The organism is Nodosilinea sp. AN01ver1 (assembly GCF_050565655.1).
GTDB lineage: Bacteria > Cyanobacteriota > Cyanobacteriia > Phormidesmidales > Phormidesmidaceae > Nodosilinea.
In genome coordinates, this window is sequence record NZ_JBNXVS010000041.1 from 15,114 (window position 1) to 41,476 (window position 26,363).

22 protein-coding genes and 1 other RNA gene are annotated in these 26,363 nt (G+C 55.3%); 10 read left to right on the top strand and 13 right to left on the bottom strand.

Features of this window, described 5'->3' with window-relative positions; translation table 11 throughout:
• Nucleotides 1-156: 156 nt before the first annotated feature.
• Nucleotides 157-560, top strand: a transfer-messenger RNA (tmRNA) gene (gene ssrA / locus ACQ4N7_RS23575).
• Nucleotides 561-1,168: 608 nt separating this feature from the next.
• Here ssrA and ACQ4N7_RS23580 read toward each other — a convergent pair.
• Nucleotides 1,169-2,473: a YegS/Rv2252/BmrU family lipid kinase gene (locus ACQ4N7_RS23580; protein WP_430713888.1), complete on the bottom strand. Its 1,305-nt coding sequence runs from the start codon at nt 2,471-2,473 to the stop codon at nt 1,169-1,171.
• A 55-nt stretch (nt 2,474-2,528) separates the two neighbouring features.
• On the bottom strand, nt 2,529-5,027 hold the full coding sequence (locus ACQ4N7_RS23585; RefSeq protein ID WP_430713889.1) for a CHAT domain-containing protein: 2,499 nt from the start codon (nt 5,025-5,027) through the stop codon (nt 2,529-2,531).
• A gap of 211 nt (nt 5,028-5,238) precedes the next feature.
• On the opposite strand from ACQ4N7_RS23585, the gene ACQ4N7_RS23590 reads away from it, so the two are divergent.
• The gene (locus tag ACQ4N7_RS23590) at nt 5,239-7,383 is read left to right on the top strand and encodes an alpha/beta hydrolase family protein (RefSeq protein WP_430713890.1); all 2,145 of its coding nucleotides are present in this window, start codon (nt 5,239-5,241) and stop codon (nt 7,381-7,383) included.
• An 81-nt stretch (nt 7,384-7,464) separates the two neighbouring features.
• Here the strand turns inward: ACQ4N7_RS23590 and eno are convergent, their stop codons facing one another.
• The 5 genes from eno to ACQ4N7_RS23615 all read right to left on the bottom strand — a co-directional run bounded on the left by eno (nt 7,465) and on the right by ACQ4N7_RS23615 (nt 13,787).
• Nucleotides 7,465-8,760 (bottom strand): phosphopyruvate hydratase, encoded by a 1,296-nt coding sequence (gene eno / locus ACQ4N7_RS23595; protein ID WP_430713891.1) that lies wholly within the window; start codon nt 8,758-8,760, stop codon nt 7,465-7,467.
• A 481-nt stretch (nt 8,761-9,241) separates the two neighbouring features.
• A complete protein-coding gene (locus tag ACQ4N7_RS23600) occupies nt 9,242-9,676 on the bottom strand; it encodes a DUF2188 domain-containing protein (protein WP_430713892.1) in 435 nt (144 codons plus the stop codon).
• A 130-nt stretch (nt 9,677-9,806) separates the two neighbouring features.
• Nucleotides 9,807-10,733, bottom strand: a complete 927-nt coding sequence (locus ACQ4N7_RS23605) for a hypothetical protein (protein ID WP_430713893.1) — start codon at nt 10,731-10,733, stop codon at nt 9,807-9,809.
• A gap of 465 nt (nt 10,734-11,198) precedes the next feature.
• Complete coding sequence (locus tag ACQ4N7_RS23610; protein WP_430713894.1) at nt 11,199-12,332, bottom strand: saccharopine dehydrogenase family protein; 1,134 nt, start codon at nt 12,330-12,332, stop codon at nt 11,199-11,201.
• Nucleotides 12,333-12,491: 159 nt separating this feature from the next.
• Nucleotides 12,492-13,787: a hypothetical protein gene (locus tag ACQ4N7_RS23615; RefSeq protein WP_430713895.1), complete on the bottom strand. Its 1,296-nt coding sequence runs from the start codon at nt 13,785-13,787 to the stop codon at nt 12,492-12,494.
• A gap of 590 nt (nt 13,788-14,377) precedes the next feature.
• Between ACQ4N7_RS23615 and ACQ4N7_RS23620 the strand changes: the two genes are divergently transcribed.
• The 3 genes from ACQ4N7_RS23620 to ACQ4N7_RS23630 all read left to right on the top strand — a co-directional run bounded on the left by ACQ4N7_RS23620 (nt 14,378) and on the right by ACQ4N7_RS23630 (nt 19,336).
• Nucleotides 14,378-15,292 carry a potassium channel family protein gene (locus ACQ4N7_RS23620; protein WP_430713896.1) on the top strand — a complete coding sequence of 305 codons (915 nt, stop codon included), beginning with the start codon at nt 14,378-14,380 and terminating at the stop codon, nt 15,290-15,292.
• Between the two features lie 348 nt (nt 15,293-15,640).
• Nucleotides 15,641-17,767, top strand: a complete 2,127-nt coding sequence (gene glgX, locus ACQ4N7_RS23625; RefSeq protein WP_430713897.1) for a glycogen debranching protein GlgX — start codon at nt 15,641-15,643, stop codon at nt 17,765-17,767.
• Nucleotides 17,768-18,364: 597 nt separating this feature from the next.
• On the top strand, nt 18,365-19,336 hold the full coding sequence (locus ACQ4N7_RS23630) for a glycosyltransferase family 8 protein (RefSeq protein WP_430713898.1): 972 nt from the start codon (nt 18,365-18,367) through the stop codon (nt 19,334-19,336).
• A 135-nt stretch (nt 19,337-19,471) separates the two neighbouring features.
• Here ACQ4N7_RS23630 and ACQ4N7_RS23635 read toward each other — a convergent pair whose 3' ends face one another.
• Entirely contained in the window at nt 19,472-19,879 is a 408-nt protein-coding gene (locus ACQ4N7_RS23635) for a Fur family transcriptional regulator (RefSeq protein WP_430713899.1), read from the bottom strand.
• Between the two features lie 49 nt (nt 19,880-19,928).
• Between ACQ4N7_RS23635 and purS the strand changes: the two genes are divergently transcribed.
• From purS to ACQ4N7_RS23650, 3 genes are all read left to right on the top strand, one after another.
• Nucleotides 19,929-20,237, top strand: a complete 309-nt coding sequence (gene purS / locus ACQ4N7_RS23640) for a phosphoribosylformylglycinamidine synthase subunit PurS (protein WP_430713930.1) — start codon at nt 19,929-19,931, stop codon at nt 20,235-20,237.
• Nucleotides 20,238-20,357: 120 nt separating this feature from the next.
• Nucleotides 20,358-21,053 carry a phosphoribosylformylglycinamidine synthase subunit PurQ gene (gene purQ, locus ACQ4N7_RS23645; protein WP_430713900.1) on the top strand — a complete coding sequence of 232 codons (696 nt, stop codon included), beginning with the start codon at nt 20,358-20,360 and terminating at the stop codon, nt 21,051-21,053.
• Between the two features lie 225 nt (nt 21,054-21,278).
• A complete protein-coding gene (locus ACQ4N7_RS23650; RefSeq protein WP_430713901.1) occupies nt 21,279-21,578 on the top strand; it encodes a hypothetical protein in 300 nt (99 codons plus the stop codon).
• A 12-nt stretch (nt 21,579-21,590) separates the two neighbouring features.
• On the opposite strand, the gene ACQ4N7_RS23655 is transcribed toward ACQ4N7_RS23650, so the two are convergent.
• Nucleotides 21,591-21,716, bottom strand: coding sequence for a hypothetical protein (locus ACQ4N7_RS23655; protein WP_430713902.1), 126 nt, complete (start codon nt 21,714-21,716; stop codon nt 21,591-21,593).
• Between ACQ4N7_RS23655 and ACQ4N7_RS23660 the strand changes: the two genes are divergently transcribed.
• Nucleotides 21,710-22,012: a (2Fe-2S) ferredoxin domain-containing protein gene (locus tag ACQ4N7_RS23660; protein WP_430713903.1), complete on the top strand. Its 303-nt coding sequence runs from the start codon at nt 21,710-21,712 to the stop codon at nt 22,010-22,012. The two genes, ACQ4N7_RS23655 and ACQ4N7_RS23660, sit on opposite strands and share 7 nt — an antisense overlap.
• Nucleotides 22,013-22,072: 60 nt before the next feature.
• On the opposite strand, the gene ACQ4N7_RS23665 is transcribed toward ACQ4N7_RS23660, so the two are convergent.
• Nucleotides 22,073-22,750: a PIN domain-containing protein gene (locus tag ACQ4N7_RS23665; RefSeq protein ID WP_430713904.1), complete on the bottom strand. Its 678-nt coding sequence runs from the start codon at nt 22,748-22,750 to the stop codon at nt 22,073-22,075.
• A gap of 150 nt (nt 22,751-22,900) precedes the next feature.
• Nucleotides 22,901-23,758, bottom strand: coding sequence for an acyl-CoA desaturase (locus ACQ4N7_RS23670; RefSeq protein WP_430713905.1), 858 nt, complete (start codon nt 23,756-23,758; stop codon nt 22,901-22,903).
• Between the two features lie 178 nt (nt 23,759-23,936).
• Here ACQ4N7_RS23670 and ACQ4N7_RS23675 point away from each other — a divergent pair, with 178 nt between their 5' ends.
• Complete coding sequence (locus tag ACQ4N7_RS23675; protein ID WP_430713906.1) at nt 23,937-25,253, top strand: TetR family transcriptional regulator; 1,317 nt, start codon at nt 23,937-23,939, stop codon at nt 25,251-25,253.
• Nucleotides 25,254-25,278: 25 nt separating this feature from the next.
• On the opposite strand, the gene ACQ4N7_RS23680 is transcribed toward ACQ4N7_RS23675, so the two are convergent.
• Nucleotides 25,279-25,776: a DinB family protein gene (locus ACQ4N7_RS23680; protein ID WP_430713907.1), complete on the bottom strand. Its 498-nt coding sequence runs from the start codon at nt 25,774-25,776 to the stop codon at nt 25,279-25,281.
• 14 nt (nt 25,777-25,790) lie between these two features.
• Complete coding sequence (locus ACQ4N7_RS23685) at nt 25,791-26,336, bottom strand: GNAT family N-acetyltransferase (RefSeq protein WP_430713908.1); 546 nt, start codon at nt 26,334-26,336, stop codon at nt 25,791-25,793.
• Nucleotides 26,337-26,363: the final 27 nt, after the last annotated feature.

Genomic DNA, 26,363 nt, shown 5'->3' on the forward strand with positions numbered 1-26,363 from the left:
ATGGCTACCCTATCGAGTTTACGAAAGGTTATTAGCCTCATAAGGGATTTGTACCTGGAAGCTGGGCCTTTGTCTGCCGCCTCAGGAGACGGCCTGTCTGCCTATCTTCCCCCATACCCATACCAATGATCTATAATTGAACTAAGTTCACCACAGGGGGCTGTAACGGTTTCGACGTTTTGACGAAAGTCACGCTGTGATACAGGCCGAGAGGGAGTCTACTCTCGCAAATAAAGGCTCAAAACAAACGTAACTGCGAACACTATCGTTCCTTTTGCTCGTAAAGCTGCACCTGTTGCCGCTTAGTCTAAACCTAGTTTGGATCTAACTTAGTTAGCGAGCGTTCATAGTTTGACTCCGTTAAGAGCTATGGACAAACCCCAACGGATGCGTCGATGAATTTCCTCTGGTGGATCCATCGACAAAGACTTAGCCAGAGAATCCCGCCGTCCGGGATAAGTGGCGGTTCCTGCCCCGAGGGTTAGACGGGCTAAGCCTGTGAATGAGTGGTGTGTTAATACTCAGAGCGGACACGGGTTCGACTCCCGTCAGCTCCATTATTGCCATCTACTAGTTGGGGCGTTGATAGTTCTATCAACGCCCCTTTTTAGTGCCTGCCAACTTATTTGGGGCCGTACTGACCGCCGATAGCCAAAACTGAGACACCGTAGCGGGCCACCGTCTGTAGACTACTGATACTGATAAAAACGTCTTCACCCTTATGGCGGCTGTTGTATCAAGTCAGCAGTATAAATTCTGTGTTCGATTATTAAATATCTTTCCATCTGAGAGACCCAGTGTTGGGTCTCTTTTTTCATCTGCCTATACTGAGTAAGCAGCCCGGTCGAAGGTTGTATTGCCCTCAGAGTAAGCCATTAAGCGAATGCTATCTCAGCTTCGTCACTATTTATCCGATCTATTTAGAACAATGCGGTTTCCCCTCTTGCCTTACCTTTATCAACCGGTTTTTTGTCGAAATTATAAAACCGTCTATAACCCCTGGCGGTTTTGGTACTTGCATCAGGTGCGCTTCCTAGAGCGCTGCTGGCTGCGAGAATACCGACCCGAGCAGCAGCCCAACCCTTAAAACAACACTTTAAAGTAAACCACGCCAGGGTTTCAAAGCGCGATTAGCCAACTCTAGAGACCCTAAAGCTATCTGCCCTGCTTAAACCGTTGCCAGAGGCGCAAACACCGTCAGCGCCTGGGGTAAGCACTCAAACAACACTGGGTTGGCTTCTACAATTTCGCCATCAACCACCAGCTTTTGCGGCGGGTCGGTGGTTAGTTTGAGGCGATTGGTGCGCAGGCAGGTAATATCGTCCCGCTGGGTGGGGTTACCCCAGGCGGCAGCAGCCATCAGAGAGGCCAGGGCGTTGATCCCCTGTAGGCGGGTAGTGCTGGTGGCGATGGTTACCTCGAGTAGCCCGTCGTCGGGAATAACTTCGCCTAACCCCTGAGCCAGGACGGAGGTAGGCGGAGCCACGTTGGCTACGGTAATGGCGTTTGTCGTTACCGTAGAGACTTCGCCTTCAATTTCGAGGGTGGCCGTAAACGTTTCAGCGGCAGCCAGCTGTCGTACCCCAGAGAGTACGTAGGCTAAGTTTCCCAGCTCGTTTTTAAGCTGGCGGCTGGCCCCATCGACCATGCCAGCTTCAAACCCGACTCCGGCCAGCAAAATCATAGGAGTATCGTTGCAGCGGGCGGCATCGACCACGTGGGTGTTACCGGCCAAAATAGTTTCGCAGGCGGCCCGTAGATTAGTTGGGATGCCCAGCCCGACCGAAAAGGCGTTGGCGGTGCCCCGAGGAATAACGCCGAGCGGAATGCCAGTGCCTATGGTAGCTCCGGCTACCGCCGAGACAGTGCCGTCGCCACCGGAGGCAATAATCAGGCTGCGACCCATGTCGTGCTCATCTTTGGAGAGAATGTGGTCGATGATTTCGCGGGCCTGATCGACTGGGTCGAGTTCGGGTTTAGTCATGGTCACATTGACCATAATCTGTGGCTCTAGCACCTCTTTGATCAGGGCTAGATCGGCGTTGGGGTTACCCTGCCCGGCCACTGGGTTAAAGATCAGGTAGGCAATCCGGCTTTCGGCAATACCGCGCAGCAGCAGCGTGGCCGATATGTCGTTGAGGGCAATCGGGGTGCCCTGAATTTGGCAGGCTCGCAGCACCAGAGTAAAGCTGGGAAAGGCGGTGGCGATCGCCCCTGGGTCGGTAAAGAAGATGACCCCAGCCACATTGTCGGCCAAAATGTGTGCGGCTAGCTCAATATCGCCCCCTTGAACAGGATCTTTGAGGGTAACTAGCTCAATGCTATTGAGATCCCAACCCTGCTCGATGCCCTGGGCAATGTCGAGCGGGGTCATAATTTGAAAATGGGTTAACACCCCCTGGTGCTTCGACAGCCAGTCTAGAAGGGGGTCTACCTGGTTAGGGTGAGCAAGAAGAGCTAGGGTGCGAGGCATGGGCAGAGTTTTATGGTTTACCAATGCTAGCACTCCGCTCTGTGCGGTGAGGGCGCTAGCCGCCGTCCGCTGGGAGGATATCGGTGCTGCTGACGGCTAGCTGGGCGATGGTGGTTTGCCAGTCGCCAATCAGCGTCGGTGACCACAGCCAGTGGAGCGCCAGGGCCGTGGGGTTAACCATCGCTGGGGCCAGCGCGAGGGTTTGCAGGTAGTAGCTCTCGGCCTGCTGCTGAAAGGGCGATCGCTCCCCTGGCACGATCGTGATGGCGCTTTCGTTTTGGTAGGCCATCGCCAGACCAGCGTAGGCGTTGATGGTGATGGGGTTGGCGACTCGGGGGCCTGCCTCGGGATCAATATCGCGACGCTGAGCCTGGTCAATGGCGATCGCCCGCTCCCAGGCTCGAATCGCTTCGCTGTAGTTGCCCAGGGCGTAGTGGGCAAACCCCAGGCCCACCCAGGCTTCCAGAAAATCGGGTCGGCTGTCGATGGCCGTCTGCCAGGCCCGCAGGGCGTCGCTGGGGCTGGTGCCCAGGGATGGGTCAGCGACCATTTGCTGCCAGGCCAGGCGACCCCGCACGTAGGCAATGTCTGGATCATCCAGCTGGGTTGCCGATGCGGTGGCTAAGGCCGATGCAGCAGCGGTCACGTCGGTGCGGTCTAGCATTTGCTCGATTAAGGTTCTGGCGGTGCTGGTGCGATCGAGGGCCAGAGCATTGATGGCGCTGGGCAGCAGCGCCGTATCGGGGCCGGGATCGGTGATTTCGTCACTACTGGCTGTGGGGCGATCGCTCGCGATCGGGGCCGGGGCGGGACGATTGAGCATTGCCAGGGTGACAATGGTTAGCCCCAGCACAGCGCCCAACCCAGCTAAGCCCAGACTGCCCCATACCAGCAGGTTAGAGGGTATAGACCAGCGCCGCAGAGGTATCAGAGGTCTAGCCGAGTCAACGTCAGCAGCCTGGGACAGCTCGGGTGGCGGTATTGAATAACCAGCCTCTGGAGGACTTGGCTGAGGCTGGGGCAGCAGGTTTTCGGTGGGGTCAGCCGCCAGAGGGAGATGGTCCCCTAGGGCCGATCCCGCAGCATTGCTGAAGCGGGTCGATGGTTGCGAAAGCTGCTGCACCAGATTGGCAACAGCGGCATTGGTTCCTGCCGCCTCGGGTGTCTCTGTCTCCTGTAGCCAGTCGTAGAGGGGCGCAGCGGCATCATCATCAGGGCGATTCGCCAGGCCGTTCGTGCCGGCATCGCTGGCCTGACGGGTCAGTATTTCGGCAGCCAAACCCGAGATATCGGGGTCGGTGCTGTAGTCGGGCAGCATCAGGGCAGCTTCGGCCAGGTCTGCCTCACCAAAGTCGTCGAAGCTGTTCGCGGCGGCCTGCTCTCTGGCATACAAGTAGCCGTCGAAGTCGGGCCGCAGATAGAGCAGAGGCAGCATCCAGAAGGGTTGGTCGGAGCCGTAGGCCGACATCAACCCCTGACGCACCCGGCTGAGGCAGAGGTCGATGGGATGCCCCTGGTGCAGGTTGCGGTACAGCAGCTGGGTAAAGGTGAGCGCTACATCGTCAGGAATGCGATCGGCCATAGCGATCACGCCCGGCATTCCCCGGTTGACCAGAGCCTGTACCAGGTTTTGATCGCGCCAGCCCGCCTGGGCATCGTCGTGGGGCGTGTAGGCCCCCCGGCAGGAGTTAAACACCGCCAGGCGAATGCCGTTGTTGACCAGTAGCCCGGCCAGATCTTCGCCGCTGAGCCGGTCGGTGAGACCGGTCTGACGGTTGACCAGAAACAGATCGCCGCCGGTTTCGCCCGCGTCGCTGTGGCCAGCGTAGTGCAAGACCTGAAAATTTCCCTGCTCCAGGGCCTGCACTAGCTCGGGCCGCCCCGGCTGCTCCAGAATGGTGACCGCTAACGCCAGGTGCCCAGGGTCAGCCGTCTGCAAATTATCGACCAGGTTCTGCACCTCCTGGCGCAGGGCCAGCCGCTCCTGATCGTCGGGGGCAGAGATTACCACTAGCACGCGCAGGGGAACGCTGGCCAGGGCCAAAGGAGCCATCGCGGCCAGGTCAGATACCGTTTGACTCTGGTAATAGCGGCACAGGGTGACATCAAGACCGGTGGCCAGGGGGCGATCGTCACCATAGAGCAGCTCCCAGGGCAGGCGCTGCACCCGGCTGTCTTTGAACCCCAGCCGCAGCCGCAGGGGCTGGCGACGGTTTTGAGCGACGCTCTGGGCCGCCACCCAGCTATCGCGAATGCGCCCCTGAAAAATGCCCTGGTAAAGGGCCTGACCGAGCTGAGTCCAGGAGTTGTTGAGCTGGGAAGAGTGACGGGAGAGGCTACCGGGATCAGGGGCAGCAGGGGTGGTTAACAGAGCGTGCAGCGGGTCTTGAAACAGCGTCTCGGCCTGGGCCAGCCAGGTTTCCAGGGGCCAGGTGACCTGGGCTTCGGCCAGAGGTACTCCGGTGGCGACAGCTTCGGTACGCAGCCAGTAGGTATCGGCCCCCAAGACAGGGGTAATCGAGATTTGAAATTCCTGGGTCACGGCCTGGGTCACGGGCGATAGGGGTGGTCTTCTTTCACGGTAGCTTGCTGGACACATCTCGGGGCCAGGGGTATTGGGTTGTTAACAAACTCAGGCGCATCGCCCGTTGGCTCAGGCGATAGCGCTATGATGGCTTGTCTTTATTTACAGAGACCCGGTGGCATATTCCTGGCGTAATTTCAGTTTTCTCGGCCGGTTCACCCAATTCCTGCGCTGTTCTAGGTTGCCCACAGGGGGCGGTCAAAAAGCGGGCTGGCGATCGCTCAGCCTGAGCCTGCTGGGGGCGACAGCGGTGGTGGTTGCGGCCCCCGCGATCGCAGAAATTATTCCGGTGGGGCTGGATGGGCTAGAGCTGTCGCCCATGGCTGAGGCTGACCAGGCCCGGCTAGAGACGCTGCTGGGCGTGCAGCAGATCGACGTGCTCAGCACGCTCAGCCCCGATCGCACCACCCTGGTCATCGCCGTCAGCAGCCGCGTGTTTCCGGAGGAGCGGCGGCTGCATTTGCTCAACATTCGCACGGGGGAGCTAAGCGATGCTCTGGCGCTGGAATACGACTTAGTCAGCCCCGATCTGCCGCTGCGGTGGATCGACAACAACACTCTGCGCTACGTGCAGCAGGACCCCTACGGGCCGTGGGAAATTATTACCCTGAATCGGGAAACCGAGATCGCCTCGCGCACCCGCGTCTACCCCACTCAGGCTGAGGATGGGGAGGTGTTGGGCATGGCCCCAGATTTTTCTAAGTTTGCGGTGCGGGTCTACGGCGAGAGCGAAGATATTATCTATATCGTGTTTTTGCCCTCGCTGCGGCGGCTAGAGGTGGCCCGCCTGCCGGAAGACTTGGAGATTCGGCCTCCGGCCTGGTCGGCCAGTGGCGATCAGGTGGTGCTGGTGATGGCGTCGGGAGAAGAGCGCCGCCTGTATGATCGCACCCCCAATGCCGCCAGTTTGGCCAACCCGGTGGTGCAAGATGCCCTGGGGCGGCTGGCCCCCGACGAGAATCCTTTTTACCAGCACAGCACTGTGCGGGTGTTCGACTTTTCGCAGCCCGAGCCGCTGCGGCTAGAGCTAACCGCCCCGAGTCAGGGCGGCGACCCCTTTGCTGAGGCCAGCCTGAATGGCGATGGCGATCGTCTGCTGGTCAAGCGCTATCGGCCCAGCCAGGTGGCCGGACGCCCCCACCCATCCTATGTGTTTCCTGAGTCGGCCTATTTTGAGCTGTACGACCTAGACGGCACCCGGCTAGACACTATTGCCGCTGAGCCGCTGCGGGGGCCAACGGAGTCGGCGGGGCGGTTTTTAGGCGACGACCGCCTGCTGTTTTGGGGCGCTGACGGGCTGAACCGTCATCTACACCTGTACGACCTGGACGAACGCACCCTCAGCCCTCTAGCGCTGCCGCCGGGATCGGTGGATCCGGCCTCGATGGTGGCTAGCGAGAATGGCAGCACCCTGGTCTATGGGTTTTCGTCGGTGACGCAGCCGCCGGAGCTATTCGCGATCGATTTAGCTGGGGAGGGGGCACCGCGATCGCTGACCACGATCAATGCCGCTGTGGCCGACAGTAACCGGGTGCGGGTTGACGCGGTGAGCTTTTCTACGGGGCAGGGCGACGCGGGCAACCGCCAGGGATTCTTAGTTCAGCCAGCGGGCAGCGCCTTTCCGCCCCAGAAGGTGCCCATCGTGCTGTGGCAGCAGGGGGGGCCAGGGTTCTCGATGACGAACGAGTTTGCCACCGAAGTCGAAATGCCGCTCAACCTGCTGCCCAACTTTGGCCTGGCAGTGCTGGTGGTGCCGCTCTCGGGCCGAGAGGGCTTTGGCCCCGAACGGTACCGCGCCCTGGCCGAGGGGCAAAACTTTGGCCGCATCGATGTGCAGGAGGGAGGCGACATCATTGGCCAGATGATTCGGCAGGGGTGGACGACGGCGGCCCAGGTGGGGGTGACCGGCTGCTCCTACGGGGGCTACTATGCGGCCCAGATGATGGCCCAGTTTCCTCGGCTGGTGGCGGCGGCCAACCTGCAGTGCTCTCTGCTCGATACCCTGACTGAGTGGCAGCTGGGCTACTCGTCGCTGCTGTCGTACCTGATGGGGCAAACGCCGATGGAGGCCCCCGATCGCTACATTCAGGCGTCGCCCCTGTATAACGCGGCGACCATGCGCACCCCCGCGCTGCTATTTCACGGTTCCGACGACTTTTTGCAGGTCGATGTGGCCCGCAACTTCCACGACGCGCTGGAACTGGCCGACATTCCGGTGACGCTGTACGAGTTTGAGGGGGTAGGCCACAGCCTCTATGGCTCGGGCTATCAGCCCCAGGCGGCGCAGCTGCAAATTGAGTTTTTTCGGCAGTATTTGCGGCCCTAGATTGATGCTACAGAAACCCGGTTTCTTGGCTAAAAACACGAAATAGTGTTGAAAAGCGACGAAGAAACCGGGTTTTAAGCGCTATACCAGGGCTTTGCGCTTAAAGGTATCGACACCTGCGTATTTGGCGCGATCGCCCAGTTCCTCCTCAATGCGCAGCAGCTGGTTGTACTTGGAGAGCCGCTCACCGCGACAGGGGGCACCCGACTTGATCTGGCCGGTCTTGGCCCCCACCACGAGGTCAGCGATGAAGTCGTCGGGGGTTTCGCCCGAGCGATGGCTGACCATGCAGGTGTAGCCCGCCTCGTGGGACATTTTGATCGCCTCCAGGGTTTCGGTAATCGAGCCGATCTGGTTGACCTTGACCAGGGTGGAGTTGCCAACGCCGTCTTTAATCGCCTGGGCGATGATGGCAGGGTTGGTGACAAAGGCGTCGTCGCCGACGAGCTGAATGCGATCGCCCAGCCGCTGGGTCATGGCCTGCCAACCGGCCCAGTCCTGCTCGCCGAGGCCGTCTTCGATCGAGACGATGGGGAACTGGTTGACCCAGCTCTCCCACAGGGCAATCATGTCGTCGGTGCTCTTGCGGCTGTTGTCAGACTTATAGAACAGGTAGCTGCCGTCTTCCTGGTACAGCTCACTGACGGCGGGGTCGAGGGCGATCGCAATGTCGTCCCCAGGCTTGAGCCCAGCCTTCTCAATGCCCTTGAGAATGACCTCGATCGCCTCCACATTGCTCTTGAGGTTGGGGGCAAAGCCACCCTCGTCACCGATGGCGGTGCTGTAGCCCGAGGCCTTGAGCACCGCCTTGAGGGCGTGGTAGACCTCAGCCCCGTAGCGCAGCCCCTCAGAGAAGGTCGGCGCACCCACAGGCGCAATCATAAATTCTTGAAAGTCAACGCTGTTGTCGGCGTGGGCACCGCCGTTGATGATGTTGAAGCAGGGCACCGGCAGCAGTACCGAGTCGGGGCCGCCCAGGTGCACGTAGAGAGGCACATCGGCAGCGATCGCCGCCGCCCGCGCCACCGCCATCGACACGCCCAGAATGGCGTTTGCGCCCAGGGTGCCCTTGTTGTCGGTGCCGTCGAGGGCCAGCATTTTGTGGTCAACGGCGGCGAGATCCATCGCATCCATGCCGAGGATGGCCGGGGCAATGGTGTCGTTGACGTTGGCCACGGCCTTGAGCACGCCCTTGCCGCCGTAGACGGCTTTGTCGCCATCGCGCAGTTCGAGGGCTTCGCGAATGCCAGTGGAGGCACCAGAGGGCACCCCAGCCCGCCCTTTTGCCCCACCATCTAGCACCACATCGACTTCAACCGTGGGGTTGCCCCGCGAATCGAGGATTTGCCTGCCGTGAACCGATGTAATTGCGACCATAACCACTACTCCGTTGGTAATTCCGATAGACCGTTGCTACCCCGCCATTGAGGGCGCACGCGCTGAAGCGTTAGATTAACCAAATTCAAGTCCAGAAGTGGAGTTTTGCCGACAGGAGAACTCCAGATCCCGAGCTGGACTTGGTATATCCTGTAGTATCCTACCGGGTGAAAGCCCTCTTCTAACGTCGTCTCAGCCACCGTTTGAGCCATCAGGCATGACAGGATAGTAAAACCTATGGCTGTTGGCAAATAGAAAATACCCCTATTCCTAGCGATCGCATCGCTTCTTTACTGGTTCATAGAAGGGAGGCTAGATGGAGAAATTCCGCCCTTCTCCGCTAACGCATTCTTCGCTCATGTTGAAAGCTGTAAGATAAATAGAAATTCCCAAACCATTCAATGATTTCAATCCCTGCGCAGGTTGAGTTGTCACTGAATTAAGGATTGGTGGGCAGTGCCCACCCTACGGCTTTTTCAGGTCAGGAATAGTCTTTTTCTTCAGCTACATTGCCCTGCTCGTCGTGAATACACAGTTCCGTTTGCTGGGCTTTGGCTTTTGCTTCGGCTTTGTGAACGACATCTGCTTTCTCTTGCCCCTGGGCAATGCGCTTCTGTTCCTGGGTGGCAATCCAGCCCGTGCCATTGGGGTCGCAGACAGCATGAATCGCGTCGCCGTCACCTTTTTCAGAGTCTGGAGCCACCGCTTGTCCGGTGGTGCCGCCGGTATTTTTCTCAGCGATTTGTTTATCGCGGCGTTTGGCCCATTTCTCGGCCTGGGCAGTCGCGATCGCGATCGCCCGTCCGTCTTCATACCCGTCGCCTAAAAGAGCATTGGCAATATCGATCGTCTTCCGCCGCACCTCAGCGGTCAGGTTTTTCATCGATGTTGGATAACTGTCGTAGGTCCAGGGCATTGTTCAACAGATTTGATATCTTGAGGGCTAAATTTGGATCTAGCTTTGGTTACTCACCTAACAATTAGAGTCGCACAATCAAAGCAAAAGGTCACCCGTCTCTAGGATGACCAAGCCAGTAGACAATTGATCAATCTAATAGCTGAAGCTGAAGCTGAGGCTGATCCCAGCGATCGCTGTTGTAGAGATCGACATAACGATGGAAAAGCTGCATCGCAGGATTGACACTTTTCTTCTTCGAGCGCTGATTCGTCCACTGTTTAGGATGGCGTTTAGCTAGGTGCCGCAGGTAAGGTAAGTCCTCCAGCAGAGTCAGGCTCGCCGCCAGCAGTAGAATGGCTTTGAGCAGTTCCCTGGGCCACTTCAAATCGCTGAACATTTGAATGCACAGGTAGTGCTCTTCGCTATTCAAAGGAATGACGCTGAACAACACGCGAATAAACTTTTGCCGATAGGCGGGCACTTTTAGCTCGATCTGGTGGGGCGAGTGAATGGTCAAATCGACATCCACGCTGGGGTCGCGCCACAGCCTTAAAACGTTAAAGGGCGAATCAAGAACGGTTTTGAACCGAAGTTGCCCCCCTGCTTTGGTTTCACGAAGTTGGCTTACTTTTATCACCTTCAAATTGCCAAGGCTAAAGCGATGGATATCTTCTAAATGCTTGAGGTTGAGCAGGTGATAAATTTGGCAAATGTAGGGAAACGGCAATCGATAGCTTTGCTGGGCAACGCAGTTTGAATCAAAGGGTAGAGTTTCAGCCTCGACAAGTTCTGTGGCTTTAATTTCAGCTAGTTCGGATTTATCTTCGGCTAGACCGATACAGATCCACGCCATCAGGATCATTAGACCGATTAAGCAGTAGGAAAGGTCGTGGGCATTTACGGTGGGCTGGGAAAAGGCTGAAAAAGCCCGTTCGACAGCACCGTAGATTAGCGCTGGAATGGCCAGTAGCCAGAGGCCGTAGATAAAGATAGTGCGCTTTAAAGTATCTTCGATGGGCGATCGCTGCTCACTGATTTGGGTCAGATACGCCTGTAGTCTGTCTGGTTGGAACATGTCCATCCCCTTTCCCAGAAATGAAATAAAAAGAAATACGTTGCTTAAACAAACGTTAAATTCTTTCTCAGTGGATCCCCCTCAATCCTTAGAGGGAGATAATTGTTTAATCCACAATTGGGTAGATTGAAAAAATCGCTCAAAATCATCCCGCTGACGATCTGGGGAGCGATTGGTGGTAGGCATTTTTTAGGGCAAAAATCAGCCGTAGCTGCCGTCTCAAAGGTCAACCCAAAGTCCAGCCACTATTAATAAGCAGGCTGCCAATCTTTAGCAGCCTGCTCACCAGTTCTAAAGTTAAATTCATGCGTTAAAATGTCAGCCTTTTAGCAGAGTTATTCCTCTGAATATGTGCTGAACGTTCCCAACGGCTTCAGTAACGTAGTAATTCCTGGGCGCTCTGCCAAAATTTCCTGAAGCGCCAATTCAGATATTTATGAAGACAGACCAGGGCAGTAGCCTGAGTTACTTCAGTCGCTGAGATGCCGTCTCGGCTTGGTTGACTACTTCATGGACGCTTAGCTGACGAGAGGCCATCACGTCTTTAAACAAATCACTTGAGAGGGCCTGTTCTACTGGATAAACCCCTGGGCGTTTGAGCTGACCTTTGAGCATGAGTTCAGCGATGCTGCCCGTACCTAAACCCGTTGCGATCGCAGCATTTTCGTGGGCAAACGTGCTGACATAGTGAGCCGCCCTGCCTTCCTGCTGCCCCTTGATATCGCAGCGCATGGCTACGCCGGTACCGCTGAAGTGGTCGGTGACATCGGTCATAGAGTGGCTAACATTGGCCAAAAATTCTACTGTTTGCGGACTGCGAAGCACCGCTGGCGGCAGCCAATGGGCCATGGCCCAGGTCGCGTGGTTGTAGAAGTCGGGCACAACCCCAAACTTGGTAATCACGCTCTTGACCGGGAAGGTTTGCTGTAGGGTAATGGCTTCGGGCATGTCGTACCAGTAGACACTGGCGCGACCATAGGGGGGCGGAAACTCCAGCGTTTCTCGCTCGGTGTAGGGCTTGATGGGCTGCCATGCGCCGTTGAGCCAGGCTTCGAAGGGGCGCTGCAAACCGATAAACGTAGTGCGCATTACCGTCACCCCAGCCCCGCCAGAGCCAGCGACAATATAGCTCAGCTGAATTGACTCGGCTTCATCTAGCGCTTCTACTCCCTGGCGCACCATGCTGTTCGAGATGCCGGGAAACACGCCCGTATTGATTACCGCCGTTACCCCGGCGGCTTCGGCTTCGGGGTGCAGGGCCAGGGCCTTACGGGTAAAGCTGCGTTCGTCGCTAACATCGGTGTAGTCGACCCCCTGCTCAATGCAGGCCCGCAAAACGCCGCCGTCTCGATAGTGAAAGGGACCAGCGGAATGCACCACCAGGTCGGCTTTCGCTACCGCCGTTCGCACCTCCTGCGGATTTGACAGATCTAGCACCTGAAACTGCACCTTAGACCCCAATCGATCTAAAGCGGCCATACCCAGCTGGGGATTGCGCCCCGTGATGGTAACTTCAACGTCTTCTGTGTGAGCCAAAATATCGCGGGCAATGCTACCGCCAATACGGCCACAACCGCCAATAATGAGTACTCGTTGCATAGTTCGTAGCTGGTATCTACAGGATTTCTGTCAAGCCAGGATGCCAAATTAGCCAGGCAAGATCGTCTAGGTAAAGCGTAAAAAAAATTATGCCCAGCAGCATCAATCCTTGGGCAGGAATAGCTACGAAGCAGATAAATTAGGCCTAGCTGGCGCTGCTTAGCTAATTTGCCTACGCAGAAGCTCAGTGCGTTCGGCCAGTGTTTCTCCGCCAGTTTCAGCCAAAGCTTTTACATAGTTGAGCTTGAATTTTTCTAAAGCGCTGATCAATCTCTGTTCAATATCTTGCCGAGTATTGTGCTGGCTAAGGGCTTTGGCCGTAGCTTCTCTCAAATTGTGCTGTAGGCGGGCGGTAATTTCTTCTCCCTTTGGGTCTGCCAAGCTGTTGGCAATAGTGCGATACAGACCGTGGGCCAGCGAGTGAGACAAACCCTGCTTCACCTGGGTAGAAAGCTGCTCTAGACCCGGCAAATAACTGGCTTTAGGATAGCCTGGCAGCTGCTCTAGGGTTTTGGCAATGCTGTGCTGCACCAGATCCTCAATATCGGGCTGCACCTGAGGCAAAATGTCCTGTACGCCGATGGTGTAGAGGGCATTTGCGATCGCAGCTATCTCCTCCTCGGCCACAATTTCAATCTCACTGCTAGTTTCAACGTTGGGGTTAATCCATGCGGCCCAATCTAGCAGCTCGCCTTCACGAATAGAGTTTTGCACTTGCTCAATGATCTCAATGCCAGCCATACCGGCAATGTCGGCCCCAACGGTCACCACCACATCGCGCTGCGCCTCGGCTCGCACTGGCTCCAGATTTAGCATATCGACCTGGTACAACCGCAGAGCAACAGAAATAGTTCGCAACCCACGCCAGAACGGCAGCAGCAGAAACAAGTCGTACCATCGGCGCAAAGCGGCCTCTACCCAGGTTAAATGGGGCTTACGTCGGTAGGACGCCCGAATGCGGCTGATAATGTCGACAGCAAACACTAAGATAAAGGGCAGATCAATCAGCCAAAAATAGTCAACTGGCAAGCCCAGGGGCGTAATTCTTCGGTAGTAATTAGCCTCAAAGAAGGGGCGAATTTGACTATTCCAGAAGGCCAGTTCTGGCCGCCAACCTCGCTGGCTCAGGTAGTCTATAGTCCAAAAGCGCTTAAACGCCGCCTGAGCAGAGCTTTGCCCCGTCCTTGCCTGAAGAGCCTGCTGAAGCGTTGCCAGCGAATTATCGCCATTGGGGGTTGTAAAAACTCGCTCTGTTGCGAGCTGCTGGCTCAAATCACGCAAGTTTGACAGAGAGGTCTCTACCTGCAATGGCTGTGGGTCTGGGGCAGCTAGCTGCCAGGTAAGAGCGTTAACCTGGGCCTGGTAGGCCTCGGTCTGAGGATGAGTAACAATGCCCTTAACCGGGTCATACACGTGGGCAACGGCGGGCAAGTACTGCCGGTAAACAGGCCGCAAGCTTATATAGGAAAGATCGAAAAAAACTAGCCCCAAGTTAATTAAAGCGATCGTAGCGATAATGCGCTCTAATTTAGGATAATGACGCTCGAAGTAAGATCTAAACTTAACCATAAGCGAGGAGAGTAATCGTCAGCAGTAGCCTGTTTAAGCGCCTATTTGAAGTCAGCAGAAAGACAAGTCTGAAATGCCATCACCCGCACGAGACCACCGGCTGCTACCTCTCTAGGCTTTGATTATTGACGCTTCCTCGCGGCCCAGCATCAATCTTGAGGACTAACTATCGACTGAAACAATGAGTACCGACCGATGCCCGCACCTGCAAAAGGTAAGCAAAAGGGCTTAGCCACTGCGTCTATACCTGGGTGGATGAATGATCGCCTGCCTCAGAGCTACGTTAAGAGCGATCGCCCTACCCGTCACCTTTAAGCAGCATGCAATTTTTTCTACAACTGGTAGGCACTGGGCTTGTTCTGATATCGCTGGCTGACATCTTTCTAACGGTATTGCACCCTCGGGCTGAGAGTAGTTTGCTCAGCATGTCGGTAGCGCGAGGGGTGTGGTGCCTCTTTCGGGTTGTGGCCCAGGGAATGCCCAAACAGCGCGATCGCATTTTGTCCTACGGCGGGTCAACTACCATCGTCACGCTAATTGGGGTGTGGGTTTTACTGCTTTTAAATGGCTTTGCCCTGGTTATCTGGCCGGCGTTAGGCACCGCTATTCAAAGCAGCCAGGGAACAACGCCAACCGATTTTGGCACAGCGCTCTACTACACCGGATTTTCTCTCACCACCCTAGGCACAGGAGATCTAGTGCCAAAAACCGACGGTCATCGGTTTCTGATGATTCTCCAAAGCCTGTTAGGATTTTCAATTTTTACCCTGGCACTCTCCTATGTGCTAACGGTATATAGCGCTCTTACGAGCCGCAACACATTCGCTCTAAACTTGCACTACCGCAGCGCCGGCTCCGCCGATTCAGCAGAACTTTTGCGTCGCCTGTCCACCGGCAATGATCTCAACGCCCTGCATCAAAACATTTCAGATATCGCCCAGCATTTAATCAGCCTTTTAGAGCTCAACAACTCTTATCCACTACTGCTTTACTTTCGCTATCGGCAGCCTTATTATGCCCTAGCCAGAGTCATCTATCTGGTTATGGATACCGCCACACTAATCAAAAGCACGCTCGATCGAGACCACTATAGCTCTATTATCCACTCTTCAAGTGTGGCAGAAATTTGGTATGGCGGCTTACATTTGCTGAATGGGTTTAACCGCGAAATTTCGCAAAAAGAAAAGATTTCCTTTCAAGAATTAAGTGAGCCGTTTTGGCAAGAGCACTATTATCGTTCTTTAGAACTGCTCAAATCTAAAGGCATCAAAACTATCGATAACCCTAAATTAGGGGCCGAAACCTATATATCACTTCGCCAAGAGTGGGCTGCTGACTTAGCCAGATTAATCGTCTACACCGATTATCGACCCAGCCAAATTTACAAATGAGGAGTTGCTTTATTTGACGATTTAACGCCATATTCTATGGCAAACCGGTTCTCCCTAGTCAGGCTAAATCTAACAGCAGGTGACTTGTGTATAGGAAGAATAAGCACAGCCATGCTAGGGAGTTGTGGGTTTAAGGGCTTGCGAGTCAATTGTGTGGTCTGTTCTTTCCTGTTCTTTGAAGACACTCTCGATGCCATTAGCGGGCGCGTCTCTCCCAGGGTAGATCTCTCATGAGAGAGGCTTTGCTATTGTCTTGTAGATAGCCCTAACAGTGAATTTCAAACTAAGGTCCGGGCTGCTTTTTGGCTCAATAGTCTCTGTATCCCTTCAAAAAAGCTTCAACCTACTATGCACGTTGCAGTTTGGCCTGGTAATGTCTATCCGCTCGGAGCCACCTGGGACCACAAAGGCACTAACTTCGCCCTATTTTCTGAACATGCTACCGCAGTAGACCTCTGCCTGTTCGATAAAAACGGCGAAGAAACACGCATTCCGCTGACCGAGGTAAGCAACTTTGTCTGGCACGGCTACCTACCCGGTATTGGCCCAGGCCAGGAGTATGGTTATCGGGTACACGGCCCCTACGCTCCCCACGAAGGTCATCGCTTTAACCCCAACAAACTGCTGATCGACCCCTACGCCAAGGCCATCTCGGGTGAGGTTGGCAATGGCCCCGAGCTGTTTGGCTACGACTGGGAAAGCCCTGAGGAAGATCTCTCCTTTTCGGACCTCGACAGCGCTCCCCTCATGCCTAAATCGGTTGTCATCGACGAGACGTTTGATTGGGAAGGCGATACCCTCCTGCGCACCCCCTGGCATGAGACCGTTATCTATGAGGTTCATGTCAAAGGGTTTACTCGTCTGCACCCCGATATTCCTCAAGAGCTGCGGGGCACCTACGCGGGTATGGCCCACCCGGTTGCCATTGAGCATTTGCAGCGGCTAGGCATCTCTGCCGTCGAACTGATGCCGATTCATCACTTTCTCTCGCTGCCTGGCCACTTAGCCGACAAGGGGTTGCGCAATTACTGGGGCTACGACTCGATCAATTTCTTGGCCCCCTTCTCGGGTTACAGCTCCAGCGGCGTGTTAGGCGAGCAGGTTACAGAGTTTAAGGAGATGGTGAAAGCCCTTCACCAGGCCGGAATCGAAGTAATTTTAGATGTGGTCTACAACCACACTGGGGAAGGCAACCATTTTGGCCCGACTCTGTCGCTGCGCGGCGTAGACAACGTCAGCTACTACCGCCTGGTGGAAGATGACCCCCGCTACTACATGGATTTCACCGGCTGCGGCAACTCGCTGCACATGCGCAGCCCCCAGGTGCTAAAGCTGATCATGGACAGCTTGCGCTACTGGGTCATGGATATGCATGTCGATGGCTTTCGCTTTGACCTGGCTTCGGCCCTGGCGCGCGAGCTGTACGACGTAGACCGGCTGTCGGCCTTTTTCGACCTGATTCACCAGGATCCGGTGCTGGCGGGGGTCAAGCTAATTGCCGAGCCCTGGGATGTGGGTATGGGTGGCTATCAGGTGGGCAACTTTCCGGTCAACTGGTCGGAGTGGAACGGCAAGTACCGCGACACCGTGCGCGACTTTTGGCGCGGTCAGGATGAGACCCTGGGCGAGTTTGCCTATCGCCTGACCGGCAGCCCCGACCTCTATTTTCAAATGAATGGTCGCCAGCCCAACGCCAGCATCAACTTTGTGACGGCCCACGACGGCTTTACCCTCAACGACCTGGTTAGCTACAACGACAAGCACAACGAAGACAATGGCGAAGACAACCGCGATGGCGAAAGCAACAATTCGTCGTGGAACTGTGGCGAGGAAGGGCCAACCAGCAACCCCGATGTACTACAGCTGCGAGAACAGCAGCGGCGCAACTTTTTGACGACGCTAATGCTGTCTCAGGGGGTGCCCATGCTGCTGGGAGGCGACGAAATTGGCCGCACCCAGCTGGGCAACAACAACGGCTACTGCCAGGACAATGAAATCTCCTGGTTTGACTGGCACCTGCCCGAGGGCAACCAGGACCTGATCAACTTTTGCCGCGAGCTGATTTACTACCGCAAGCAGCACCCGGTGTTTCGGCGGCGCAAGTGGTTTCAGGGCCAGGCTATTCACGGCATTGGGGTTACCGACATTAGCTGGCACAACCCCGATGGCGCTGAGATGACCCAAGAACAGTGGGAGATGGGCTACATCAAGTCGATTGGCGTGTTTTTAAATGGCGACAAAATTCCTAGCCCTGGTAGCCAGGGAGAACGCATTAGCGACAATGATTTTTTAATGTTTTTCAACGCCCACTACGAAACGATTGAGTTTAAGCTGCCCGAGCTATTTCGCGAGTACCAATGGCTGGTAGAGATCGATACCAAAGAGCCTCGATTTGTAACTGAGGAGCGCATCTTTACCGAGGAGCAAACGATTCCGGTGGCGGCGCGATCGCTGATGGTCTTAAAGCGCCTGTAGTGCCCCTCGCATAGAACCTTTAGAATAAGACGCTGTGGTGTAGCTTAGCTCATATCACAGCGTCTTTTGTCTACAAGCAAACACATCTCCTGATCTTTGCCAAGCGAAAGAAGCCAGGCAAGATTTCTCGGGCGGCTTCTACTAATAGAGGTTGCTGGCTCGGCAGCTGATAGCTATTCAAAGTAATCAATTTGGATAAAGCAGCATGTTTTTGTAGATAAGCAGAACGAGAGAATGCAGGGTTTAGTTTCTCTTTGTACAGAGATATAAAGGAAGGATATTGATTGCTGTAGGACCTGCCTTTGGAGAGATATGGCAATCAAAGTGGTGCGATAACGTCATGAGATGAGCGCAAAAAACGAGTCATTTGTATTGGCTTTTAGGAGCATTAGATTAGGAGAAAAATTCGTTTCAAGCACCGCTCGTCTGCGATCGCCTACTTTCAGTCATTTCAAGTTTTGACCGGCAAAGTAAAATAACCCTGCTTTTTACATTCCGCAAAAAGCTGCTGACACAAGCGGTTAAGCAATATATTGCCTGAAAGAGAACTTCAGACAGGCGCGCGTATAGACAAATTACTTTAAGGATGAATTCATCATGGTTTTTCCTGCCCAAGAACCCATCGTAGTCGCCTGCGCGGCAGATGACTTCTTTTCTATGCCTTTGGCCGTTACAGCATTCTCAGCATTTAAAAATCTAGACCCCAAACGGCAGTTAATCTTATTTGTTCTAGACGGTGGCATTAGCTCTGCCAACAAGAAAAAACTGCTTCAAACCCTAAACTCAAGCCGTGTTGATCTGCGCTGGATAAAGCCTACAGAAGTTCAGGTTAAAACGAAGCTTTTGAAGTGCAAAGCCAGCAATTATCCTATCTCTGCATATTACAGGCTTCTTTTGCCTGCCATCATTCCTCAGCAGTTCAAAAAAGTAATCTATTTAGATTCAGATGTCGTCGTCGAAGGAGATCTGGCTAAGCTTTGGGATCAAGACTTCAAAGGCCAGCCGCTACTAGCTGTTCAAGATCCAACTCACAAACACATAGCAGACGTCAAACACCTCAAAACTCGAAATTTAGAAGGATGGGGTATCACACCAGACAAAAAGTACTTCAATTCTGGTGTTTTAGTCATCAACCTCGAAAAGTGGCGACAGCAGCATACAGCCGACAAAGTGCTGGAGTTTATTGGTCAGCACCCAGACCTGCCGCTCCCCGATCAAGATGCTCTCAATATAGTCTTGGCGGGGCAGTGGGGCGAACTTAACCCTCGATGGAATCAAACCCATGTCGTTCATAATTACAGGTCATACCAAGACAGCCCCTACAATGAAAAACTTTATCAAGATTTAGTTCATCATCCATTAATTATTCACTACACGAGTAGGCCGAAACCCTGGGGCAAGAACTGTACTCATCCCCAAGCCGATAGATACTTCAATTACTTAGATCAAACAGCCTGGAGTGGCTGGCGGAACAATGCTATAACCCACAACACAGCCCTGGCTCGTCGCGGCATTCGCCGCATCAGAACAACAACCTTGAAGCTATTCAACCAACTCTTGCCGACGTAATTCGGACTTCATACTAATATTTAGCAGTTGCAACAACAAAACGCTTCTCTAGTGTTTTGTTGTTGCGCTGGTACTTTCTTTCACAACCAAGAGACATTAGTTCGCTAAGAAGCACAGCATTCGTGATGTCTAGCGCTAGGAAGCAGAAGATTGTGGGGTGGCTAAGCTGCCCTGACAGCGAGGACAGAGGCCGAAGAACTCTAAGGTGTGATAGAAAATTTTGAACTGATGCGCCTGGTGCAGATCTTTTTCAAGGTTGTGAACCGGGCACTCGTCAATGGCGATGGTAATGCCGCACTGCAGGCAGGTGAGGTGGTGGCGATCTTCTTGCGGCAGACTGTAGAGCGCCTCGCCTGAGGGTAGAGTACGCATCTGTACCGCTCCTTCTAGCTTGAGGGCATCGAGTGCCCTGTAGACCGTAGCCAGGCCCATCGTGTTGCCCTCCTGCCGCATTTCTACGTAGAGATCTTGGGCTGAAATGGGCTTACCTAACCCTTTTAAGACGGTTAAAACTTTTTCTTGGCTGCGGGTGCGTCGTACCATGCTGTCTCACTCGTACTGCCTCAAGTCTATCAACTGGCGATACGGTAGGATGGGGGGTGTCGATTATTACGATTCTCTCTGCTTGGAGTCTGCCGTGCCCCACTACAGCGCCCGTATCTACGTTACCCTGCGCCCCTCGGTACTTGACCCGGCAGGTACAGCGGTACAGTCGGGGCTGGCCCACATGGGCTACAGCAACGTGGGGCCAGTCCGCATTGGCAAATATATTGAGCTCACCCTCGATGCCGACTCCGAAGCCACCGCTAGCCAGCAGCTCGATCGCATGTGCGACCAGCTTTTGGCCAACCCGGTGATCGAGAACTATCGGTTTGAGCTGCAAACATTAGCCACCGCCTGAAGAAGGGGAGGAATGTAGAGTGCAAAATTCAAAGTGCAAAGTGCAAAATTTTGAATTTATCCCTCCATCCCCTCATCTCCCCATCCCCTCATCTCTCCACCCCCCACTTCCCTCTTCGCCATGAAATTCGGCATTATCGTCTTCCCTGGAGCTAACTGCGATCGCGACGTTGCCTACGTGACCCGCGATATTCTCGGCCAGCCAACGCGCATGGTCTGGCACGAAGACAGCGACATCAGCGACCTGGATCTGGTGGTGGTGCCCGGTGGCTTTAGCTACGGCGACTATTTGCGCTGCGGCGCGATCGCTCGCTTTTCTCCAGCCATGCAGGCCACGGTCGAGCACGCCAACCAGGGCAAGCCGGTGCTGGGCATTTGCAACGGCTTTCAAATTTTGACTGAGGTGGGGCTGCTGCCGGGGGCGCTGATGCGCAACCGAGATATGCGCTTTATCTGCGATCGCGTGCCCCTCAAAGTTGAGCGCACCAGCCTGCTGTGGACGGCAAACTACAGCCAGGGCCAGATCATTACGCTGCCCATCGCCCACGGTGAGGGCTGCTACTACGCCGACGAGGCGACCCTGGCCGAGCTAGAGGCCAACAACCAGGTTGTGTTTCGCTACTGCGGCCCCGATGGTGCGGTAGACGCCAGGCACAACCTCAACGGCTCACTGGGCAACATTGCGGGCATTTGCAACCGTCAGGGCAACGTGCTGGGCCTCATGCCTCACCCCGAGCGGGCCGCCGATGCGGTGCTGGGCGGCGTCGACGGGCTGCCCCTGTTCGAAAGCCTGGTGCAGGCACTGGTAGCCGCCTAAGACCAGGCTTTGTGATGGCTTCAAAAAAATCGCTCTGTCAGGGCACAAACTTCACGCGAAACCTCGTCACGGCTATTAAGCTGGGTACACTTAACCCTCAAGGAACCTGCTTTGGCCTGGGTATCGTCATGCGTCAGAGCAGGTAGCGGTTGGGCAGCCGTTGCGACCAGCCGTTGCTGTGTTTGTGCTGAGTTCACGCCTGGGTAAGGCCGTAGGAGAGACCCCATGCCAACCTCTGACGAATGGCTCGGTAGTGCCCTGGCCTACCGCTCTACAGTGTATGAATATTGCCAGCTGGCCTTGCGCCCCAGCCTTGATCAGGCCGGAGCCGAGCGCATGGGCGAAATTTTGCAGCGGGCCGAAGCAGAACCGCTGCTCAACCTGCTGATTGACGAAGCCGACAGTTTAGTAGAGCGCCTGCAGCCCTGCCTTGACGAGCAGCACCTGCAGCAGCAGCAGCAGCGGCTGCTGGGTACAATCGATGCCTTTTGGGTGAACGAGCTGTTGGCCACCTGCGGGCGGTAGCGATCGCCTGTCTCAATCGGGGCGATCGCGGTGCGGTAGCCAGTGGTTGACTAGCCCCACCAGCACCGCTAAAACAACCAGCGGCAAAAGATTAAACTGAATGCTGGTGCCAAGATGACACGCGAGGCTACATGACAACGTCTTCTGCCGCTATTCGCCCAAAGCGCTGGCTCGTACAGGTGTGCCGCGACAGGTCGTGCGATCGCGGCGGTTCGGCGGCGGTACTGGCGGCGTTTAGAGACCACAATATTCTAGTGGCTGAGAGCAACTGTATGGGCCAGTGCAGCGCTGGGCCTACGGTTAAAGTTATGCCCGGCAACACCTGGTACTGCCGGGTCACCGCCGAGGATGTGCCGAGGATTGTGGAGCAGCATTTGGGGCGGGGTGAGCTAGTGCGCGATCGCCTTCATCCCCGCTTTCACCAAACTGATTAAAGCGCATGAAGAAGGTTGAGCAGGAGACAACGTCCTACAGCCTTCAATTTTGTTGGCATATCAGGGAGAGCTGACAAGCTCTTCAATTTTTTTGTTGTTATAAGATACCTTGTTTTCTGAAATCGTTACCGCGCCTTTCGTTATCAAAAAACTAAAAACCTCTGTCGCTAGCTCAGGAGATTCTTTGAATTTGTTTTTAATACTATTAATTAGAGTAAGTTTCTTCGCTGGCCTATTTTTACTATAGGTGATAAGGTGATTGCAATATATTTTGACTGATGAAATCAACGTTGAACCTACAGCTTCAGTCTTCTTTGTTTTATCAGCTTCTTTTTGGGTGCCTGTACGCTCTGCTGTGCGTCCTTGGCTTCTCAGCAAATTGACAACATGATCCAAGTCTGCATCGTGTGAAACAATTACAAAATGCGTCTCTTGGGGCAATTGCTGCATTAATACTCCCGCAAAAAAGCAGATGCCAAAATCTGCCGCGTTTTTGCCACCGTTTGCCATCTTGAAGATTTTGAGTTTGTTCGAACTCACTGTGGCACTTAAGGGAATTAACCAGTCAAGAGGTATTTTTGCTCCTGTGTTAGCGTAGCAAATGATGACTTGTGAAAATCGCTCTAAATTCTCTTTAAGTTGGTGAATCTGAGCCGGGCAATTTTCCAAGTCAATCAGCAGAACTCTGCTTGCTTCATCGCCATGTAGGCCGACGCTTTGATTGTCTTCGGACATCATTCTTGATAGATATCAGCTTGGACAAGAATTAGCTTGCACAAAAACTAGCAAAAATAATCATTCGAGCGCAATTATCTTGTCAGCGCCTAAGGTTAACGTGAACCCTAGGCGCTGACATTTCATTCAGTGTTACTTGTAAATCGCTGAGACCTACCGCCCTTGGGCCATAGCCTCTGCTGGAGGCCGCACCACGCGCCTGGCCAAACCTAGCTTTTCAAATAGCAGAATGGCGTACCAGGTGACATCGAGTTCCCACCAGCGCCAGCCTGCGGGGGCCACATTGGGGTAGGCGTGGTGGTTGTTGTGCCAGCCTTCGCCGTAGGTCAGCAGCGCGGTCCACCACAGATTGCGGGAGCCATCTTCAATATGAAAGCGACGCTTGCCCCACATGTGGGTTGCTGAGTTAATTAGCCAGGTGGAGTGCCAAAGCACTACAATTCTTAAGAACACGCCGTAGATGATGAAGGGCCAACCGCCCAGGGCAAAGAGGGCGATCGCAACCGGTACTTGCAGCAGTAGAAAGTAGCGATCGAGCCAGCGGTAGTAGGGGTCGCGGGCGATATCGGGGGCGTAGCGGCGGTAGATTTGGCCATTAAAAATTGCCGGGTTGCGGTGAACTAGCCAAAGCACATGGCTCCACCAAAACCCGCGACTGGCGGCATAGGGGTCTTTTTCGGCATCTTCGGTATAGAGGTGGTGCTGGCGGTGGCCTGCGACCCAAAAAATCGGCCCACCCTGAAGCGCCAGTGCGCCAACGGTGGCAAAAACATACTCTAGCCAGCGCGGCACCTGAAAGCTGCGGTGAGTAAGCAAGCGGTGGTAGCCCAGGCAAATACCAATGCTGCCAAACAGCCAGTGTAGGGCCACCATTACGCCCAAAGCTGACCACGAAAAGAACCAGGGAGCGAGCAGCGCCACGCCGTGAATGGCCGCTAGAAAGCTTACCAATGTCCAGTCGAGCTTGGCGATACCTGGCTTAGGAGGGGTAGGGTTTAATGTTGTTGTCATAGCAAATCCTTGTGGAGTTGTGGGTTCAAACCATCGACCTGAGCCGAGTTTGTCCATGCCGATGCGGTAAGCTTCTGCCTGCCTTCCAAGCTAGGGATAAGGCTGCTTGCAAGTAACGCTTACATCCAAGACTTTAGCAACTCCTTTGGTAAAATGCAAGTGTCGCTTTCTTTTTTCTATGGCAGCTCAGCGAAAATCAGCTCGACAACGGCTTGTAGATGCGGCGTTTCAGCTCTTTTCCAGTCAGGGCGTGGGGGCTACTACGACTCGTCAAGTAGCCGACCTGGCCGGGGTGAATGAGGTTACGCTATTTCGCCAGTTTGGTAGCAAGCATGGCTTACTTGCAGCGGTAATGACTGAGGCGGAGGTGCTGTTTCGGCATCCGGTTGACTTGGCTACTGTGGGGCAAGCTCAGGTCGATCAGGCGCTGCGCGATTTTTTGGCCCAGTGCTTAGAAACCCTCGATCAGCTTTCGGAGCTGGTGCGAGCGGTGATTGGCGAGGCGGGGCAGTTTTCTGCCGACAATAGTCAGGCGATGGGGCGCGGGCTACAAACCATTCGCAACGTCATGGCCGAGTACCTGGAGGCGCTGTTGGGCCAGAGCAACCGGCCGGGGCTGCCCCCTGAGGAGGTGGCAGGCTTGGTTATGGCTTTGCTGCTGGGCTATGCCGCGATCGATGGCACAACAGATGGCTCAACTGACGGCGCTACCGATGGGGTGGCAGAATACTACGGCCTCTGGCCCAATCGAGCCGCCTTCATTGACAGTCTGGTGACCTGGTTGCTGAGCCTACAGCCTCAGTTCGCCGCTGACAATGTGGCCGCCGATCGCGCCAGCCCAGCCGCTGAACCCCTCAGTACCGAGACCTGGATCGATTTGCCAGCCCCCATCGTGCATCAGATTATGCAGGCGGCCCGCAAGGCTGGCCATCAGACCTACGCGCTGATCTACGTGCTGCTGGGGGCTGGAGTGGCGGTCGCAGAGGTGCCGCTCTTAACCAGGGCCAGCGCTCTCTACGACAGCAGCCAGCACATTTTGCTGGTCGGCCCCTATCACCGCCAGGTGCCTCTCAACCAGTGGATTATGGGCAAGCGCTACGGCACCTATACTAAAAACCCGCTGACCCGCTGGCTCAAGAGCCGCAGCGACACATCACCCGCCCTGTTTGTGGGGCCAGATGACAGACCGATTACCCCTTTGCGGGTGCGGCAGCTGTGGGCCGAGGTAACGGCCGATATTGCCTCACCGACAGGTGCCCCCTTAGCCCTTGAGCAGACCCGCGCCACCTGGTGTGTCGAAATGCTGCTCCGAGGGCTCAACCGCCACGATTTGAGCCTGCTGAGCGGGCTCTCGGTCGAGCAACTTGAGCCGCTGGTGCAAAAAGCCCAGGCGCGATCGGCCTTGGCTCAGGCCCTACAGCTCGACCAGCAGTCGGGTTCTGCGGCGGGAAAAGCTAGCCCGTCTACCCCAGCAATTAGTCTTGACGAAGGCTAAAGATGGCTAACCAAGGGCTAAGCCGTTACACCAAGGGCAGCCAGGGCAGGTCGGTAATGCCGGGGTCGAGGCCCATCTGGCTGAGTAGGGTGGTGACTTGGCCCCGGTGGTGGGTCTGGTGGTTAAACAGGTGGGTGACTAGCAGCCAGGTCGGCAGCAGGCGAGTGGTTTTGTCGATGTTGCTGGTGTACTCGAAGGGGTGAGCCAACCACTCAGGGGTAAAGGTGGCAACCCAATCGATCAGCGTGGCATCCATTTCGGCGCGGGCCTGGCGCAGTTCGGCAAAGTCGGCGTAGAGGTCTTGGCCCAGGTGGGGGCGATAGTAGGGCTGACCGCTGAGGCGACCCACCCAGGCGCGATCGCCGTACAGCAAATGATTCAGCGTGGCGTGAATCGATTTAAAGAATGCGCCCCGGTCGGCCTTGCGATCGCTGTCAGACAGTTCGGCACAGCAGGCGTAGATTTTGTCGTTCATCCACTGGTTGTAGCGGGCCATGGTGCGGTAGTAGTCGGGATGGTTCATCAGCAGACCGATAGTTAGGCGTTGTAGCCTGGCCAGGGACCAGGCGGTTGGTCGGGCAGTACTTCCGTGTTGATTTTGGTGTTGTAGAGGGTGAAGCCGCGCGACTCGTAGTTTTTGTAGGCAAAGGGGCCATCGAGGCTACAGGTGTGGACCCAAACGCGGCGACTCGCCAACTGCCAGGCCCGCTGCACGCCTACAGTCAGCAGATGACCACCCAGTCCCTGACCCATAAACTGAGGCAGCAGCCCAAAGCAGGTGATTTCTACATCGCCGCCGGATTGATTTTCGAGCTCGATGTAGCCCGCTGGGGTACCGGCGATGTAGGCCACCCAGGTTTCGACCTGAGCGCTGGTCAGGTAGGTGAGCCAGCGATCGCGGCTCCAGGGCAGGCGATCGCACCAGTACCACTGACCACCCACGCTGGCGTAGAAAAAGCGGCTCAACTCTGGGCAGGGCACCGTAGCCTGGCGAATCTCCAGATCGGGGTGCTCGATCAGCCTGGGCCGCAGTTGGTCTGGGTCGAGCATTTCGAGATACCAGGTGGTGACTTCGACTTGCATTGAGGCAGCACATCTCCCTATAAGTGA

What these genes read in the sequence shown, in the direction of transcription:
- ACQ4N7_RS23580 (WP_430713888.1), bottom strand. Translation starts at nt 2,473, where the DNA reads ATGCCTCGCACCCTAGCTCTTCTTGCTCACCCTAACCAGGTAGACCCC.
- eno (WP_430713891.1), bottom strand. Translation starts at nt 8,760, where the DNA reads ATGGTCGCAATTACATCGGTTCACGGCAGGCAAATCCTCGATTCGCGG.
- ACQ4N7_RS23600 (WP_430713892.1), bottom strand. Translation starts at nt 9,676, where the DNA reads ATGCCCTGGACCTACGACAGTTATCCAACATCGATGAAAAACCTGACC.
- ACQ4N7_RS23605 (WP_430713893.1), bottom strand. Translation starts at nt 10,733, where the DNA reads ATGTTCCAACCAGACAGACTACAGGCGTATCTGACCCAAATCAGTGAG.
- ACQ4N7_RS23610 (WP_430713894.1), bottom strand. Translation starts at nt 12,332, where the DNA reads ATGCAACGAGTACTCATTATTGGCGGTTGTGGCCGTATTGGCGGTAGC.
- ACQ4N7_RS23620 (WP_430713896.1), top strand. Translation starts at nt 14,378, where the DNA reads ATGCCCAAACAGCGCGATCGCATTTTGTCCTACGGCGGGTCAACTACC.
- glgX (WP_430713897.1), top strand. Translation starts at nt 15,641, where the DNA reads ATGCACGTTGCAGTTTGGCCTGGTAATGTCTATCCGCTCGGAGCCACC.
- ACQ4N7_RS23630 (WP_430713898.1), top strand. Translation starts at nt 18,365, where the DNA reads ATGGTTTTTCCTGCCCAAGAACCCATCGTAGTCGCCTGCGCGGCAGAT.
- ACQ4N7_RS23635 (WP_430713899.1), bottom strand. Translation starts at nt 19,879, where the DNA reads ATGGTACGACGCACCCGCAGCCAAGAAAAAGTTTTAACCGTCTTAAAA.
- purS (WP_430713930.1), top strand. Translation starts at nt 19,929, where the DNA reads ATGGGGGGTGTCGATTATTACGATTCTCTCTGCTTGGAGTCTGCCGTG.
- purQ (WP_430713900.1), top strand. Translation starts at nt 20,358, where the DNA reads ATGAAATTCGGCATTATCGTCTTCCCTGGAGCTAACTGCGATCGCGAC.
- ACQ4N7_RS23650 (WP_430713901.1), top strand. Translation starts at nt 21,279, where the DNA reads ATGCCAACCTCTGACGAATGGCTCGGTAGTGCCCTGGCCTACCGCTCT.
- ACQ4N7_RS23660 (WP_430713903.1), top strand. Translation starts at nt 21,710, where the DNA reads ATGACAACGTCTTCTGCCGCTATTCGCCCAAAGCGCTGGCTCGTACAG.
- ACQ4N7_RS23665 (WP_430713904.1), bottom strand. Translation starts at nt 22,750, where the DNA reads ATGATGTCCGAAGACAATCAAAGCGTCGGCCTACATGGCGATGAAGCA.
- ACQ4N7_RS23670 (WP_430713905.1), bottom strand. Translation starts at nt 23,758, where the DNA reads ATGACAACAACATTAAACCCTACCCCTCCTAAGCCAGGTATCGCCAAG.
- ACQ4N7_RS23675 (WP_430713906.1), top strand. Translation starts at nt 23,937, where the DNA reads ATGGCAGCTCAGCGAAAATCAGCTCGACAACGGCTTGTAGATGCGGCG.
- ACQ4N7_RS23680 (WP_430713907.1), bottom strand. Translation starts at nt 25,776, where the DNA reads ATGAACCATCCCGACTACTACCGCACCATGGCCCGCTACAACCAGTGG.
- ACQ4N7_RS23685 (WP_430713908.1), bottom strand. Translation starts at nt 26,336, where the DNA reads ATGCAAGTCGAAGTCACCACCTGGTATCTCGAAATGCTCGACCCAGAC.